This window comes from Stagnimonas aquatica (assembly GCF_003730135.1).
Classification (GTDB): Bacteria; Pseudomonadota; Gammaproteobacteria; order Nevskiales; family Nevskiaceae; genus Stagnimonas; species Stagnimonas aquatica.
On record NZ_RJVO01000001.1, the window covers coordinates 817,244 to 834,789 of the forward strand.

Here is a 17,546-nt window from a genome sequence, read left to right on the forward strand (position 1 = left end):
TGAGCACATAGCCGTAGAGCACCTAGTGGGCTCCCGAGCCGGACAGCAGCACGCCTTTCTCCAGATGCACCTGGCGCTTGGCGCGGTTGGCGCACTTGGGGTCGTGGGTGACCATGACGATGGTCTTGCCCAGCTCGCCGTTGAGGCGGTCGAGCAGGTTGAGCACGTCGTCAGCCGACTGCCGGTCGAGGTCGCCGGTGGGTTCGTCGGCGACGATCAGGGTCGGGTCGGTGATCAGCGCACGGGCAATCGCCACGCGCTGCTGCTGACCGCCGGAAAGCTCGTTGGGGTAGTGGTCCATGCGGTCGGCGAGACCCACCATCGCCAGCGCGGTCTCGACATGCTCGCGGCGCTCGGCGCGGTTGAGTCCGGTGAGCAGCAGCGGCAGCTCGACGTTCTCGAAGGCGTTGAGCACCGGCATCAGGTTGTAGAACTGGAACACGAAGCCGACGTTGGCGGCGCGCCAGGCGGCGAGGTCGTTTTCCGGCAGCGCGGCGATGTCGATGCCGTCGATCAGCAGGCTGCCGCTGGAGGGCTTGTCGATGCCGGCGATGAGGTTGAGCAGGGTGCTCTTGCCGGAGCCGGAAGGCCCCATCAGCGACACGTAGTCGCCGGCGGCGATCTCCAGGTCGATGCCGAGCAGCACCGGCACCGGCTGGTTGCCGCGCCGGTAGGTCTTGCTCAGCTCGCGGATGCTGATCAGCGAGGAAGCCATTACTTGCTCTCGGCGAGCTTGATCCGCGCCCCGTTCTTGAGCGCACCGGGCGCCGCCAGCAGCAGGCTGTCGCCCAGCTTCAGGCCGTCGCCCGCGATCTCGCGGACGCCGCCGAGCAGGCGCCCGGCGCTCACCGTCACCGCCTCGGCGCGGCCGTCGGCGCCAGTCTTGAACACCTGCGCCTTGCCCTCGGCTTCCAGCACCGCTTCCGGGCTCACCGCCAGCACCGGCTGCTGGTTGGCGGAGTCCACCGCCTGCGAGAGAAACGCCACCCGCGCGCTCATGTCGGGCAGGATCTCCGGGTCGGTGTCGAGAAAGCGCACCTTGGTGGTGACCGTGGCGCTGGAGCGGTTCACCGCCGGCACCACCACCGCCACCTCGCCGCGATAGCGGCGGTCGGGGAAGGCGTCGAGCACGATCTCGCAGGGCTGGCCGGCCTTGATCTGCGCCAGCGCCGATTCCGACACCTCGGCATCGACTTCCAGCGTGCTCATGTCGGCGATCACCACCGCCGCGCCCTTGGCGTCGGCCGCCGAGGACAGCGAGGTGACGATGTCGCCGACATTGGCGGCGCGGGCGATCACCACGCCGTCGAAGGGCGCGCGCATCACCGTGTAGTCCACTGCGCTGCGGGCGTGCGCCTCGTTGGCCTTGGCCGCTTCCAGCGAGGCCTGGGCGCTGGCGCGGGCGGCGCTGGCGCGGGCGTGGCGCGACTTGGCGTCCTGCAGATTCATCAGCGACACCAGCCGCTTCTTGAACAGGATGTTGATGCGGTCGAGATTGCGCTGGGCGTCGTCCAGCTCGTTCTGCGCGCTGGCGACGCCGGCCACCGCCACGGCGGTGTTGGCGACCGCCGCCTGGTAGGCGGCCTCCACATCAATGCCTTCCAGCCGCGCCACCACGGTGCCGGCCTTCACGAAGTCGCCCTCGCTGACGCCCAGCCACTCGATGCGGCCGGTGCCCTTGGGCGCCACCGCCGCCTTGCGGCGCGCCACCACATAGCCGGTGGAGTTGAGCATCACGAACTGCTGCGAGGGCCAGGCGCTGACCACCTGGGTGGTCTGCACCGGCACCGGGCCGGGAATCAGCGCCCAGGCGGCGAGCAGCAGGCCGCCGCCGGCCAGCAGCAGGTTGCGGCGGCTGAACAGGGTCTTCTTGGCGGGGGCGCCGCTCAGGCGGCCATCACGGCTGACGCGCAGCTTGCCGAGGTCTAGGTCTTTCAAGGGGAGGTTCCTGCGGGAGTCGCGGGCGGCGAGAAATGGTGTTGGAAGGCGGCCACCAGGGCGTCGAGCTGGCCCTGGTGGTTGTAGGCGGCGGGCGCGGCGAAGCTCACCGTCACATGGTCGGGGTAGTTCACGAAGATCAGGTTGAGCTTGCCCACCGCGCCCGGCACGCCGTAGCAGCGGCCGTTGGCGAAGCCGGGAAAGCTGTAGGTCTCGGTCTTCAGGCTGCCCATCGACACCACGCCGCCGGTGGGCAGCGCCGGCGTCACGGTGTAGAGCACCTTGTCGATGTTGGGCCGGAGCTGCCGCAGCATGAACCAGACCGGCACCCACAGGAGCTTGCGGATGCCCGGAAACTGCCGGCAGTCGGCATAGGCCTTGAGCCGCTGGCCAAGCTGCACCACCAGGCTGCGCGAGGTCGCGCCCTCGGGCACGGTCAGGCGCAGATAGCCGGTGAGATTGCCGATGCCCATTTCCTGGATGCGGAAGCCGCGATAGTCCACCGGCACGGTGAAGCCCACCTCGCCGGCCTCACGCTGGCGCGCCCATTCGGCGAGAAACACCGCCGCCTTGGTCAGCAGTTGCGGCACGTCGCGCGGAATCAGCACGCGGCGCCAGACGTAGCGCAGCGGCCCGCGCTCGCCCTCGGGCGCCACCGCCAGCACCGGGATGCACTGCGAAGGCGGCCGCTCCGGCTCCTCGGGAATCTTGTCGGCGTACTGCTGCTGCACGTCGTAGTCGGTGAGCCGCGAATCCGAACCCAGCGGCGCCTCGCCGCGCATCACCCGGCAGACTTCGGCCATCCAGTGGATGCAGCCGCGACCGTCGATGGCAGCGTGCAGGGTGCGGAAGACGAGGCGGGTGCGGCCGTCGCGGCAGGGCACCAGCAGGATGTCGGCCGCCGCCTTGCGCGGATTCAGCGGCTCGTCGAGAAAGGGCGCGCCGGCCTCGCTGTTGCCGTCCCAGTCCGACAGCGGCTGCGGACGCACCTTCGGCGCCACGCCGCTATCGACCCACTTGCACCAGCCGAGCACGCCACGCAGACGCACGCGGATCGCGGTGTTGGCGGCGGCGGCGATGTCCACCGCCTTCTGCAGCGCCACCGGGTCCACCGTGCCATCGCCCTCGACGATGCCATCGACGTGGTAGCGGTAGGCGCCGTGCAGCACCAGGGAATAGCGCTCCAGGCCGGACAGCGGGCGCTCGTAGCGGGCACTCATGGCAGGACTCCGGTGACCGGCGCCACCGTGAGGGTTTCAGTGGGAAGGCGCATGGAATGCGGATTCGAGTTCGGGTTCAGGAAGTTTTCCAGCAGCACCAGCAGTTCGGCCGGTGCTTCCTCGGGAATGTAATGGCCGCAGCTCAGCAGCTTGAGCTGCGCCTGTGGCAATAGCTTGGCAAGCCGCTCGCCAGCGGCCAGGCAGGGCGAGCGCAGGCCGTAGACCAGGAGCACCGGCAGCTCCAGCGCCGCAAGCGCCGCCTCGGGCTCGGCGTCCATCGCCAGCACGTCCTGGCGCAGCGTGGTGTCGAACAGCAGCGCGCCCAGGCGTTGCAGCAGGCGCTCGCGGCGACGGCCGCTCAGGCCGGCGGCGCTGGCCAGCTCGCCCAGCACCCATTCCGCCAGCGCCTCGCGGCTGGTTGCATTGAAGAGGCTAGGCGCCACGTAGTCGCGCGCCGGCATCGGCGCATCCACTAGCACCAGACGGCGCACCCGCTCCGGCTGGCGCAGCGCGTAATGCAGGGCGATCAGCGCGCCCATGCTGTGGCCGACCAGATCGACCGGGCCCTGGCCACAGCGGTAGTGGTCGAGCACCGTTTGCAGATCGTCGGCCTGCTGGTCGAGGTCGTAGCCGGAGGCCGCCAGGCTGCTGCCGCCGTGGCCGCGCTGGTCGTAGAGCAGCACCTGCCGGCTCGCCGACAGCGGCGAGGCGATGGCCGAAAACCAGCTCGCCATGTTGCCGTTGGCCAGGCCGTGCAGCATCAGCAGTGGCGCACCCTGGCCCAGGGCCAGGGATTGCAGCTCGGCACCGGCGACGGCGATGGTTTCCATGTGGGCGCTCAGGCCACCTTGCGCAGCGACGGCTCGCTGGCCTGCTGCGCCAGCTCCAGCACCGCCTCGGCGGCGCCGGCCGCTCCCGGCGCGGCGCGCAGGTCGGCGCCCAGGCGGCGCGCGTTGGCCACCAGCTCCGGCGTGGACAGCAGCTTTTCGATGGTGGCCTTGGCCACCGCCGGGCTGACCTTGCCGTGGCGGATGAACAGGCCCGCGCCGGCGTCGATCACCTGGCGCGCGATCACCGGCTGGTCGTCGCGGATCGGCGCCACCGCCAGCGGCAGGTCGCGGCTCAGCGCCTCGCAGACGGTGTTGTGGCCGGCGTGGCAGATCACCGCGTCGACGCGGTCCAGCAGTTCCAACTGCGGCACGTAGTCGCGCACCAGCACATTGGCCGGCGCCTGCGCGGCCAGCGACTCCGGCGCCACCATCACTGCCTGCACCTCGGGCAGCTCGGCGAGTGCGGCCATCATCACCTCGAAGAAGCGGGTGTCGCGGTCGCGGCTCACCGTGCCCAGCGAGATCAGCAGTTTCTTCTTGTCGGCCTGGAACCAGTCCCAGGGGAAGTCCACCTTGCGCCGGCCGTCGCCCTTGGCCGGGCCGACGAAGCGGTACGGCGCCTCGACGCGGGCATGGGCATCGCCCATCAGGGTCTCGGTGGAGAACACCAGCACGCGGTGCGGCGAGAAGTCCGGGCGCTCGACGATCAGCTCCGCCGGCAGGTAGCGGCCTTGCAGCGCACGGTACTGGTTGGCCACCCAGGCATCGACCATCGGCGACATCTTCAGGATCGAGGCGGTGGTGGTGACGAAGCTGGCCCAGGGCAGGCCCAGCTTGCGCGCCACCAGGGCGCCGCCGGGCAACTGGTGATCGACCACCATCACGTCGGGCTGGAAGCTGCGGGCGCTGGCTTCCAGCGGCTGCAACATGCGCTCGGCGATTGGCAGGGTGTAGTCCTCGAAGAACAGCCGCACGCTTTCCAGGCCGCGCACCTTGGGGTCGGCAATGCCCGGGCCGTCGGCGTCCTCGGCATCCAGCGGATACACCCAGGCGCGCGGCGGCAGCTTGTCGCGGATCTGCTTGGCGTGCACCGCCCAGGCCACCTGATGGCCCTGCTCGACTAGGCATTCGGCAACCGCCAGCGCCGGGTTGAGGTGGCCGGTGAGCGGCGGCACCGAAAACAGGATGCGTGCCATGACAGGGCTCCTTGCTAGGCCTGCGCCGGCGCCAGCGTGCCGGCGATGTAGTCCACCAGATCGCCGACCGAGAGGCCGATCAGCTCGTGGATGCTCTTGCCCGACAGCCAGGCGATGATCGCCAACTGGTTGCCGTAGTGCGCCTGGATGGCGTCGGCGATCTTCACGAACTCGATGCTTTCCAGCTCCAGGTCGTCGTTGAAGCGGGTTTCGAGGCCGATGTCGAAATCGGCGATCCAGTCCTCATTGACCGTCGCGCGGATCTTGTCGATCACCAGGGCGAGGACTTGTTCTTGATGGCTGCTCATGGGCGTTGAAGGGAGATTGGCAGTTCAGGCGGTTTTGCGGGACGCCACCGTCTGTGCGGCGGTCGTGAGGGGATGACTGGGCAACAGGCTCCAGCCGACGATGCAGTCGCGCAGCGGGTGGGTGACCACCCAGTGGCCGTTGACGCAGAAACAGTCGCCATCGCGGGCGCTAATCACGAAGTCGTGCAGCCGCCCCTGCAGGCCGGTGCCGGCGGCCTTGGCGGCGACCTCTTTGGCGACCCAGCCGCGAGTGTGCTCGGCCGGCACGTCGGGGCCGTTGAGCAGCGCCAGCTCGGCGGGATGGAAGGCCATTTCCAGAAAGCCCGGCTCGCGCGGCTCGATCTGTTCCAGATCAATGCCCACCGGCTGCTCGGCGACGATGGCCACTGCCAGATTGTTCTTGTGCGCCAGCGACAGGTGCAGGCCCTCGGGCAGGGTGTCGGTGACATTGGCCTTGAGTAGCGGCGCGCCGGCCTCGTTGTTGACCACCAGGATTTCCTGCGGCCAAACCGCCTCGACGCCGCGCTCGCGGTGCAGCCAGGCGCGCACCGCATCCTTGGCGGCGACCCGGCCGGCCAGCCACTGGCGGCGACGGCGCGGAGAGAGACCGTCGTAGACCGCCCGCTCGCTGGCGCTCAGGTAACGGCGGCTCAGGTAGTCGCGCAGGATAGCGGTGTCGTAGCGGTCCTCGAACAGCGCGACATTCGGCGGCACGAACTGCGAGGCCTGTAGCTCGGAAAGCTTGCGGCTCGCCACCCAGAAGGCCTTGTCCATCTGGTAGCGGCGGGTGCGCCAGCCCTCAATGCTGATGCGCAGGCGGCCCTGGGCATCGCGCAACTGGTGCTGGGTGACGCAGTTGAGCGCATCCAGCTCGCTCACCCGCACCTCGGCGCGCAGCTCCTCGCCGGGCAGCGGGTCGGGCGCGTGGAAGCGGATGGCATCGACGCCGATGGGCATGGCCAGACAGTCCTGCGGCTGCTCCATCACCCAGTAGCCGGCGAGCTGGCCCATGTTGTCGAGCAGGGCGCCCTTGCCGGCCGGCACCCGCAGGCGGCCGTTGATGCCGTTGTCGCCGATGGCTTCGAAGGCGGCGACGCCCTGGTAGGCGGGGCCGTGGAACATCCAGCCCTCGCGGTAGAGATCCTCGGCGGCGACGGCGGTGGCGCGCGGCGCGCGCAGCGGTTCCGGCGCCGGCAGAGTGGCCGCCGGGTAGTCGGCGGCGACCACCACCTGGGCGCGGAAGTAGCCGACGATCTCCGCCTCGATGCGGTTCTCGCCGCTCCACTTGAGGGTGATGTCGACGTTGAGCTGGCGCGACACCGCCAGCCAGTTGTAGGCCTGGATCTGCGCCACCTCGATGACCTTGAGGCCGGGCAGGGTTTCCTCCACCGCCTCGCGCACCAGCATCACCTCCATGGTCATCGGCACCACCGGATGACGGTCGGCGACGATCGGCCAGCCCGGACGCTGCGGGTACAGCTCGTGGTCCTTGACGTAGGGAATGTTGCGGTTGAGGTCGAGCAGGCGCTGCATGCGGTTGGGCAGCGCCGCCGTGTTCGGCGCGGCGGCGGCAACGACGGCGAGGGGCGCGGCGGGCGGCTGCGCGCGGTGCTGCTGCCACAGGCTCAGCACCTCGCGGCCGGCACGCTCGATGTCGGCCAGGGTGTCGCGCACCAACTGGCCGACCGCGTCATTGGCGGCGACCGGCGGCAGCGCCGCGCTGCTGCCGCTGGGCGCCAGCCGCACCGGCAACAGTTCCGGTTCCAGCGGCTGCGGCAGGCGCACCAGCGGCACGCCCAGGGCCAGGCGCCGGCTGCTGGCGCTGGGCGCGGCCTCGGCGGCTTCTTCCGCGTGTTCCGGGGTGGCGGCGACCAGCAGGCGGGTGTCGAAACTCGCGCCTTCCACCCACAGCGCGGCGCTGAGTTGCTGCAACTGCGCCAGCCCGCCGCGCGCCTCGTGATTGGCGCGCAGCGCCTGGTGCGGCCGGCCGCTCAGGGTGTCGGCGATGAAGCCGGTGAGCGAGCCGGTGCCGACCTCGATGAACACCCGGTAGCCCTGCTCGTACAGGCGCTCGGTCAGCTCGCGGAAGCGCACCGGCTGCAAGAGGTGGTCGAGCGCCAGTTGCCGCTTGCCGGCCATCTCCGGCGGGAACGGCGCGGCGATGGTCGCCGACCACACCGGCACGCGCGGCTCCAGCAACTGCGCGGCGCCGAAGAACTGGCGATACCAGTCCATGTGCTCGGCGAATAGCGGCGAGTGGAAGCCGGAGACGAAGGGCAGCACTTTGGCGAACACGCCGCCCTCGCGCAGCCGCTCGGCGGCGGTGGCGATGGATTCGCGGCTGCCGCAGGCGATCACCTGGTGCGGGCAGTTGTCGTGGGAGATGCCGATGCGCGGCAGGCCGGCCATCGCCGCTTCCAGCTTGCCCTGGTCGCAGGAGGCGGCGAGGAATTGCAGATCGGGGAACTTCACCGCGTCGAAGTCGAGCGCGGCATTGGTGCGGTCGGACAAACCCTGATCCATCATCCCGGCGCAGAGCATCGCGCTCCACTCGCCGACGCTGTGACCGGCGTAGGCGCTGGCGCGGATGCCCAGCTCGCCCAGGCGGTCGTACAGATAGCGGTTGAAGCCCAACAGGCCCACCACCATGCGGCTCAGGGACACACTCGGGTCCTGCGCTTCGCAGTGCGGCGGCAGCGGCACGCCGAAATAGGCGGCGAGGTCTGCCGCCTGCGGCTCGAAGCTGCTGTCCACGCCCGGGAACACGAAGGCGAGCTTGCCGCCCTCGCTGAGCAGGCCGGCCGGCGAGAACCAGATCTGCTGGCGACCCTGCCAGGGCTTGCCGCTGGCGATGGCCTTGCGCGCGGTGGCGAGCTTCTTGGCGTCCGGTGCGATGATCGCCAGCCGGCAGCGCGCCGACTGCGGCGTGGCGTCGCGCTCGCCGGCATCCAGGCGCGCCAGCAGCGCCTGCGGGGTGTCGGCCGCGAGCAACAACACCTCGGGAAGCGCGAGTTCGCCCGAGGGCAGTACGCCCGCCTCCCGACCTCCCCCCGCAAGCGAGGGGAGGGACGTAACCGCCGGCCACTGCGGCAGGCCACGCAGCACCACATGGGCATTGATGCCGCCGAAGCCGAAGGCGTTGAGCGCCGCGACGCGGTGCTCGCGCGCGGTGCTCCAGGGCTCGCTGCGACTAACAGTGCGGAAGCGCGTCGCCGCCAGCTTGGGATGTGGGGTTTCGCAATGCAGGGTCGGCGGCAGCACGCCGTGATAGATCGCAAGCGCGGTCTTGATCAGGCTGGCCATGCCGGAGGCGGGCATGGCGTGGCCGATCATCGACTTCACCGAACCGATCACCGGTTTCGGCGCGTCGCCGGCATGCGGGCCGAAGAACTCGCCCATGGTCTCCAGCTCGACGCCGTCGCCGGTGGGCGTGCCGGTGCCGTGCGCCTCGACCAGACCAATCGACTCGCGCTCGAAGGGCACTTCCGCCCAGGCTTTTTCCAGCGCGATGCGCTGGCCGCTGACCGAGGGCGCGACCAGGCTGGCGGCGCGGCCGTCGCTGGACGAGCCCACGCCCTCGATCACCGCGTAGACCCGATCACCGTCGGCGAGCGCGTCATCGAGGCGCTTCAACACCGCCATGCCGACGCCTTCACCGGCGAGGATGCCGTCGGCCTCGGCCGACAGCGGCTTGACCACGCCGCTGCGCGACAAGGCGCCGAGCTGGCAGAAGGTGGCCCAGAAGGTGAGGTCGTGGGTGAGATGGGCGCCGCCGACCAGCATCAGATCGGTCTCGCGCCGGCGCAGCGACTGGCAGCCCTGCTCCACCGCCAGCAGCGAGCTGGCGCAGGCGGCATCCACCGTGTAGGCGGGGCCGTGCAGGTCGAGGCGGTTGGCGAGCCGCGAGGCGAGCAGGTTGGGGATCATGCCCACCGCCACGTCCGGCCCGTAGTAAGCGAACTGCTGTTCCAGCCGGCGGCGCACGGCGGCCAGCGCCGGCTCGCCGAGGTCCGGGAACAGATCCTTGAGCGTGGTCAGGATCTGCGGCAGCAGACGCACATGCTGCTCCAGCCGCAGCACACCGGCGCCGATGTAGTTGCCGCGCCCGACGATCACGCCGGTGCGCTCGCGCGCGAACGGCTTGTGCTCGTAGCCGGCGTCGCGCAACGCCTGGTAGCCGACCTTCAGCGTCAGCAACTGGTCGGGCTCCACCGAGTCGGTGGCCTTGGGCATGACGCCGAACGGCAGCGGATCGAAGTCGGCGTGGTCGTCGACGAAGCCGCCGCGCTTGCAGTAGAAGCGGTCGATGGCCTTGGAGTTGGGATCGTAGAAGCTCGGGTCCCAGCGGCCGGCCGGCACCTCGCCGATGGCATCCACACCATCAACGATGTTGCGCCAGTAGCGGCCGAGATTGGGCGCGCCCGGAAACAGGCAGCCCAGACCGATGATCGCGATCCGCTCGGTCATCGGGCGCCGGCCTCCTGGTTGCTAGGGGTGCTGCGGCCGTCGAAGCTTTCCGGCTTGCCGCACATCAGCAGCACCTGCGAGTCGCCCTGGCCCTGCGAGAGTTCGCGCAGCAGGGCATCGACGCCTTCCTGCTGCGGGATCAGGCCGATGCCCTTGCGCTGGTACTCGTTCTTGAGCGACTCCGAGACCATGCCGGTGTCGGCCCAGGGGCCCCAGTTGACCGACAGCACGCGGCCGGAGATGCGCTGCTGCCAGCTATAGGCGAGCTTGTCGAGCACGTCGTTGGCGCTGGCGTAATCGACCTGGCCCTTGTTGCCGAAGGCGCTGGCGACGCTGGAGAAGAACACCACGAACTTGACGTCGTCGCGGATGCGCTTGCGCAGCGCCAGCGCGCCGCCGACCTTGGTGTCGAACACCCGGCCGAAGCTCTCGTCGGTCTTGTCGCGCACCAGCTTGTCTTCGACCACGCCGGCGCCGTGGATCACGCCGTCGATGCGGCCACGGCGCTTGTAAACCTCGTCGATGAAGCCGAGGAAGGCCTTGCCGTCGCGCACGTCGAGCTTGGTGTAGGCGAGGCTGCCGCCAGCGGCGATCACCTGTGCGTAAGTCTCGCGCGAGGCACGGTCGGCGAGGATGCGGCGCGCCTGCGCCTCGATCTCCGCCGGCTTCTGCTTGGGGTCGGCGGCGAGCAGCGCCTGGCGCAGCTTGCGCGGATCGTCGATGCCCCGGGTGAGCGCGCTTTCCTCGCCCACCGGCATCGCCGAGCGGCCGACCACTTCCAGGTGGCAGCGGTAGCGGCGCGCCAGCTCGATGGCGATCAGCGCGGTGATGCCACGCGCGCCACCGGTGATCAGCACCGTGCTTTCCGGCGTGAGCGGCAGGCCATCGAGCGAGCCGGCGGTCAGCTCGGTAGGCACGATCTCGCGGGCGTAGCGGCGGCCGCCCTGGTAGGCGACTTCCGGCAGCGGGTTGGCGGCCAACAGCTCCGCCTCGATGTGCCTGGCGATGGCGTCCAGCTTTTCCGAGAGATCGAAGTCGATCCAGTGCGCGCGCAGCTCCGGAAACTCCTTGACCACCGACTTCACCAGCCCGGCGAAGCCACCGCCGCGCCGGAAGTTGTTGGCGGCGCCGGCGGCGCCGAAGTCACCGCCGAGCGCGCTTGCCACCAGCAGATGCCGCGCCCGCTTCTGCAGCGACTCGCGCACCACCGCGAAGAAGCGCTTCACGTCGCGCAGGCGGCTGGCCGGGTTCAGGCTCCAGAGGTGGATCAGGCCGTCGATCTGGTCCAGCTCGCCGGGGATGCTGGTGGCGCTGGGGAAGTCGACGATCTCGGCGGTGGCGCCGCGCGCGTGCAGCAGGCTGGCGACCCGCTCGGCGAGACCGAGGCGGTCGTCGCTGATCAGGAACTTCTTGCCGCGCAGGCTGAAGCTCGCCGGCACCGCCGGCGGCGCGTCCTGCCGGCGCAGCACGTAGCGTTCCAGCGGAATGCCGGCCTCCTTGGGCGCCGCGACCGGCGCGGCCGGCGGCGGCGTTGCCGCCTGCGGGTGGCGCTGCTCCAGCCAGGCGATCATCGCGCGCAGGGTCTTGAGCCGCGACAACTGCTCCTGCATCGCGTCCTTGTCCTGGCCGCTGTCCACGCCCAGACGGGCGCCGAGCTGGCCGACGATCTCCAGGCGCTTGATCGAGTCGATGGAGAGATCGGCTTCCAGATCGAGGTCGAGGTCGAGCGCCTCCGGCGGATAGCCGGTGGACTGGCTGACGATGTCGAGCAGCAACTGCGACACCGAGGGCCTGGCTGCCACCGGCGCCGGGGTGGCGACGGTGACCGTGGTGCTGTCGGCACGGATCGCCACCGTGGTGGTGGTCGGCACGGCTGCCGGTGCCGGCAGCTTCTCGCTCAGCCAGGCCAGCACCGCGCGCAGGCTCTTCTGCGCGGCGAGCTGCTCCAGCAGCGCATCGGCATTGCTGCCGATGGCGCTGCGCAGCGACAGCCGCTGCGACAGCTCGCCGATGATTTCCAGGCGCTTGATCGAGTCGATGGAGAGATCGGCCTCCAGATCGAGGTCGAGGTCGAGTGCCTCCGGCGGATAGCCGGTGGACTGGCTGACGATGGCTAGCAGCACCTCGGCCACCGGCGGCGTCGCCGCCGCAGCCGGCACCGCCACCTGTACGGTGGTGCTGGCTTCGCTGACCGACACCGTGGTCTGGGTGACTGCCGGCGCCGGCAGCTTCTCGGCCAACCAGGCGATCACCGCGCGCAGGGTCTTCTGCGCGGCGAGCTGTTCCAGCAGCGCGTCGGCATTGCTGCCGATGGCATTGCGCAGCGACAGCCGCTGCGACAGCTCGCCGATGATTTCCAGACGCTTGATCGAGTCGATGGAGAGATCGGCTTCGAGATCGAGGTCGAGATCGAGCATCTCCGGCGGATAGCCGGTGCGCTCGCTGACGATGGCCAGCAGCACGGCCTGACTGTCCGGGGCGGCCGGCGCGCGGCTGACGGTTACCGTGGTCGCGGCGGGCGCCACGGCGACGACCGGGGCCGGCGCGCTGACGGCGGTCGCGGCGACAGGCGCGGTCGCTGGCGGATTGAGCAGGCGCTCGGCACGCGGCGCGGCGGGCGCGCCGAAGTAGCCGAGCAGCACGTCGCGCTGGGCGTTGACCAGCTCGCGCATATTGCCGAGGTAGCCGACCAGGGCCTGCTCGCCGGCACTGCTGGCCGCCGGCAGCGCCGGCGCGGCGGCGCCGTACTGCGGAGCCAGCACAGGCGGCGCGGCCAGGGCGGCGGCGACCTCGATCACCGGCGCGGTGACGGTGGCGCCGGCATAGGCCGGGGCGCGGCCCTTGAGCGGCCGGGCATGGCCACCGTTGACCAGCCAGGTGGTGGCGGCCAGCTTGCGCGGCTTGGCGAGGTCGAGCGTCTCGGCGCGGCCGGCGTAGAGCGCGGCGGCGTCGAAGCCGGGCAAGAGCACCGCCAGTTGCGCCAGGGTGTCGAGCAGGCCGGCGAGGCCACGCTCCTCGGCGTCCAGCGCGTACAACTGGTGCGGCTGGTCCTTGAGGATGCGGCCGACCAGACCGGTGAGCACCTTGCGCGGGCCGATCTCGATGAAGACGCGGGCGCCGTCGGCGTGCATGCGCTCGACCTCGGCGACGAAGCGCACCGGGCTGACGATGTGGCGGGCGAGCGCGCTGCGGATCGCCGCCGGCTCGGCGACATGCGGCTCGGCGCTGCTGTTGGAGTACACCGGCCAGGCCAGCGCGCCCACCGTCTGGCCCTTGAGGGCGGCGGCGTAATTGGCCTCGGCGGCGGCCATCAGCGGCGAATGGAAGGCGCAGTCGGTGGCGATGCGCTTGTAGCCGACGTTCGCCTGGCCGAGGAAGGCGCAGGCGGCCTCGACATCGGCGGTGGGGCCGGAGATCACCGTCTGGATCGGCGAGTTCTGGTTGGCCATCACCACGCTGGGGAAACCTTCCAGCAGCGGCGCCAGCGTCGCGGCGTCGAGCCGCACCGCCGCCATCGCACCGTTGTCGTCGCCCTGGATGGCGGAGACGATGGCCTCGGCGCGCGCGCGCGACAGCCGCAGCAGGGTTTCGGCATCGAAGGCGCCGGCGGCGGCCAGCGCCGCCAGCTCGCCATAGCTATGCCCGGCGGCCATGTCCGGACTGATGCCGAGACCGCGCAGCCACTCGAAGGCGGCGAGTTCCACCAGGCCCAGCGCCGGCTGGGCGCGGCGGGTGTCGGTGAGCGCCTGCTGCTGCTGGGCGCGGGTGGCGTCGTCGTAGGCGGTGGTCGGGTAGATGTAGGGCAGCTCGGCGCGGCCGGCGGCGAGCAGCTCGGCACGCGGCGGGAAGTACACCAGGAGATCGCGCAGCATCCCCGGGTACTGGCTGCCCTGGCCGGAGAACAGCAGGGCCAGCTTGCCGGGTGCGATGTCCTTGCGCAGCGCGATGCCGGCGGCGCTGGCACCGGACAGCGCCGCGACGATGCGCTGGCTTAAGTTGGCGACATCGCTGGCGACGAAGGCGATCTGCACCGGGCCCTCGCCCGCTTCCCAGACCGTGCGGGCGAGATCGCGCAGCGCCAGCGGTGCGTCGGAAGCGGCGAGGAAGTCGGCGAGCCGGCGCAGCGTCGCCTCGGCCTCGGCGCGGCTGCCGCCGCGCACGGCGAACAGCTCGGCCGGCAGCGCCGCCGCGCCGACCGCGCTCTGGTGCGCCGGGTAGGCGGAGAGCACGGCGTGGAAGTTGGTGCCGCCGAAGCCGAAGGCGCTCACCGCCGCCCGCGCGAAGCTCGCCCGTGGCAGCCAGGGTGCCGGCTGGCGATTGAGCTGGAACGGGCTGCTGTCGCGCTTCCAGGCGGCATTCGGGCTGGTCACCTGGCCGGTGGGCGGCAGCACGCGGTGGTGCAGGGCCTTGGCGACCTTGATGAAGCCGGCGATGCCGGCCGCGCACTTGGTGTGGCCGATCTGGCTCTTCACCGAGCCGAGATTGGCCTGGCCGGGTACCGCACCGCTGGCGAGGTAGACCTCGGTGAGCGTCTTCAGCTCGGTGCGGTCGCCGACCACGGTGCCGGTGCCGTGGGCCTCGACCAGACCGACTTCGCCGGGCAGCACGCCGGCCTGCCAGTAGGTGCGCTCCAGGGCGCGCTTCTGGCCCTCCTTGCGCGGGGCGGTCAGGCCAAGGCCCTTGCCGTCGCTGGAGCCGGCGACGCCGTCGATCACCGCGTAGATGCGGTCGCCGTCGCGCTCGGCATCGGCCAGGCGCTTCAAGACCACCACGCCGACGCCTTCACCGAGCGCGATGCCGTCGGCCTCGTTGTCGAAGGAGCGGCAGCGGCCCTTGGCCGACAGGGCACCCACCGAGGAGAACATCAGGAAGTCGGCGATGCCGTTGTGGAAGTCGGCACCGCCGGCGAGCACGGTGTCGCTGCTGCCGAAGCGCAGCTCCTTCACCGCCAGCTCGATGGCGGTCAGCGAGCTGCCGCAGGCCGAGGTCACCGCGTAGTTGACGCCGCCCAGGCCAAGCCGGTTGGCGATGCGGCCGGAGATGACGTTGACCAGCATGCCGGGGAAGGAGTCCTCGGTGAGGCTGGGCAGCGCCTCGGCGAGCGCCGACGGCAGCTCGCCGCAGTACTGCGGAAACAGGTTGCGGAAGGTGTACTGGTTGCCGAGATCCATGCCGGCCTCGGCGCCGAAGATCACCGAGGTCTTTTCGCGGTCGAACCACTTGCTGCCAGAAGTGAGGCTATAGCCGGCGTCCTTGAGGGCCTGCTTGGCGACTTCCAGCGACAGCAGTTGCACCGGCTCGATGGCCGCCAGCGAGGCCGGCGGGATGCCGTACTGCAAGGGGTCGAAGGGCGTCTCGGCGATGAAGCCGCCCCACTTGCTGACGCTCTTGTCGTTGGGCGCGTCGGCGCCCCGGTAGTACTGCGCCACGCTCCAGCGCTCGGCCGGCACCTCGGTGACCAGGTCGCGGCCTTCGAGGATGTTGGCCCAGTAGGTTTCCAGGTCCGGCGAGCCGGGGTAGATGCAGGCCATGCCGACCACCGCGATCGGCTCGGCATTGGCGGCGCGCTGCGGCTGCGGCGCCTGCACCTGCGCGAGGTAGGCGCTGGCGCCGCGCGTCACCTGCGCGTGCAGCGCGGCCACCGTGGTCGCCGCCCGCTTCATGGCGATCACCTGGCCGATCATGTACATGCCTTCCGCTTCCTGCACGGCGACATCGACCGGCGCAAGCACGCCATCGACGTAGTCCACACCCTTGGTGGCGATGCGCAGGCGGCCAACGGTGAGGCCTTCCAGCGCCTTCCAGGCTTCCTTGGTGTCGATGCCCTCGCCATGCAGGCGCGCCTTCTCGCGCGCGAACAGGTCCATGAAGCCGGAGGGCAGGCAGCGGATGGCGTGGCCGGGCGCGGTTTCCACCAGCGCGGTCTCGGCGCCGGACAGGGCCTTCTGCTGGAAGCCTTCCAGCACCGCGCCGTCGCGCACCGCCTCGACGGTGGCGATGTAGGCGGTGCCCATCAGCACGCCGATCTTGGCGCCGCGCGCCGCCAGCGGCGCCGCCAGGGTGGCGACCATCGCCGCCGAGCGCTCGTCGTGGATGCCGCCGGCGAACAGGATGTGCAGCGTCTCCGGCTGCTCGTGCTGGGCGAGCAGGGCGATGGCCTGCTCCCAGAGCACGAAGCTGTAGCGCGGGCCGACATGGCCGCCGCATTCGCGGCCTTCGAAGACGAAGTGCGTCGCGCCGTCCTTGAGGAACAGATCCAGCAGACCCGGCGAGGGCACGTGCAGATAGGTGGGGATGCCCATCTCGATGAACGGCCGCGCCTGCGAGGGCCGGCCGCCGGCGAGCAGCAGCACGCTGGGCTTGAACTCCTTCACCAGCGCCAGTTGCGGTTCGAGGATGGCGGCCTCGGCGAAGCCGAGCACGCCCACGCCCCAGGGCTTGTCGCCGACCTGCGCGACGGTCGCGCTCAGCAGCTCGCGGCAGGCCGCCTCGCGCATCAGCGACAGCGCCAGGAACGGCAGGCCGCCGTCCCTGGCGACGGCGGCGGTGAAGGCGGCGGTGTCGCTGACCCGGGTCATCGGACCCTGCGCCACCGGGTAACGGGTGCCGTGCGCGCGCGCCCAGGCATTGCCCTCGTCGAGCACGCGCAGGCTCTGCGCCTGCTGGATCTGGCCGGCGATGCGCAGGCGCAGGGTCTGCGCCAGGGCTTCGAGATTGGGGCATTCGCCCAGCAGCAGGCGCGCCAGCGCGGCGTCCTGGCCGATGGGCAGCAGCTCACCGGCGAAAAGCCGGGCGCGCACGGCGACGGCGTCCAGGCCTTCCAGCGCCGCGACTTCACGCTGACCACGCGCGTAGACGTGGTAGCCGGCGGCCTCGCGGGCCTCGCTGCCGTCCATGTTCAGCACCTGGGCCTTGAGCTCCTCCGGCAGGCTGCATTCCGGGAATACCGCCAGCACCGCGTCCAGCACCACGCCGGCGGCACCGCCGGTGAAGGCGGCGGCGGCGGTGTTGAGGCCGATGCCGCCCTGGCTGAAGACCGGCAGCGGCTCGCCCTCGCCCGCCTGCTCGTCGGCCAGCGCGACCAGGCGCTGCAACAGCACGAAGCTGCTCTCGGCGCCGATGCGGCCGCCGCTTTCCTGACCCTTGGCGATCAGGCCGGCGACGCCGGCCTTGAGCGCGACTTGCGCCTCTTCCACCGAGCAGACCTGCGCCAGCACCGGCAGCGCACGCCAGGCGGCGGGCAGGCTGGCCGGATCGCCGTCCAGCACCAGGAAGGAGATGCAGGCCGGTGGCGTTAGCGCGCCAACATCGACACCGTCGGCGAGGCGTAGACCGAAGTCGGCGCCGCGCTCGCGCGCGAGCTGCGCGAACAGTGCCGGCCAGGCGGCGGGATCGCGGCCCAGATCGAGCGCGGCAGCCACGCCCTGGCGCGCCAGGGCGCGCGCCAGCGGCAGGTCGGCGCGCTCGAAGGGCGTGATCGCCAGCAGGCGGTAGCGCTCGGCACCGCCGGCCAGCCGCGGCAGGGCGCTGGTCTCGGTCTTCTGCTCAGTTCGCTTGCGCATGGTGCAACTCCTTCAACAAAGTGCG

The 17,546-nt window shown here is 70.9% G+C and carries 8 protein-coding genes; all 8 read right to left on the minus strand.

The window, feature by feature from the left end; genetic code table 11:
* Nucleotides 1-22 precede the first annotated feature (22 nt).
* From ED208_RS03600 to ED208_RS03630, 8 genes are read right to left on the minus strand one after another with little or no spacing between them, the layout of a single operon-like run.
* A complete protein-coding gene (locus ED208_RS03600; RefSeq protein ID WP_123210473.1) occupies nt 23-715 on the minus strand; it encodes an ABC transporter ATP-binding protein in 693 nt (230 codons plus the stop codon).
* On the minus strand, nt 715-1,938 hold the full coding sequence (locus tag ED208_RS03605; RefSeq protein WP_158608413.1) for an efflux RND transporter periplasmic adaptor subunit: 1,224 nt from the start codon (nt 1,936-1,938) through the stop codon (nt 715-717). The genes ED208_RS03600 and ED208_RS03605 overlap by 1 nt, the downstream gene beginning before the upstream one ends.
* Nucleotides 1,935-3,158, minus strand: a complete 1,224-nt coding sequence (locus ED208_RS17240; protein ID WP_158608414.1) for a hypothetical protein — start codon at nt 3,156-3,158, stop codon at nt 1,935-1,937. Before ED208_RS17240 ends, ED208_RS03605 begins: the two co-directional genes overlap by 4 nt.
* Entirely contained in the window at nt 3,155-3,988 is an 834-nt protein-coding gene (locus ED208_RS03610; protein ID WP_123210475.1) for an alpha/beta fold hydrolase, read from the minus strand. Before ED208_RS03610 ends, ED208_RS17240 begins: the two co-directional genes overlap by 4 nt.
* 8 nt (nt 3,989-3,996) lie before the next feature.
* The gene (locus ED208_RS03615; protein WP_123210476.1) at nt 3,997-5,184 is read right to left on the minus strand and encodes a nucleotide disphospho-sugar-binding domain-containing protein; all 1,188 of its coding nucleotides are present in this window, start codon (nt 5,182-5,184) and stop codon (nt 3,997-3,999) included.
* Between the two features lie 14 nt (nt 5,185-5,198).
* Nucleotides 5,199-5,492 (minus strand): acyl carrier protein, encoded by a 294-nt coding sequence (locus tag ED208_RS03620; RefSeq protein WP_123210477.1) that lies wholly within the window; start codon nt 5,490-5,492, stop codon nt 5,199-5,201.
* Between the two features lie 24 nt (nt 5,493-5,516).
* Nucleotides 5,517-9,959: a type I polyketide synthase gene (locus ED208_RS03625; RefSeq protein ID WP_123210478.1), complete on the minus strand. Its 4,443-nt coding sequence runs from the start codon at nt 9,957-9,959 to the stop codon at nt 5,517-5,519.
* The gene (locus ED208_RS03630) at nt 9,956-17,521 is read right to left on the minus strand and encodes a type I polyketide synthase (RefSeq protein ID WP_123210479.1); all 7,566 of its coding nucleotides are present in this window, start codon (nt 17,519-17,521) and stop codon (nt 9,956-9,958) included. Before ED208_RS03630 ends, ED208_RS03625 begins: the two co-directional genes overlap by 4 nt.
* Nucleotides 17,522-17,546: the final 25 nt, after the last annotated feature.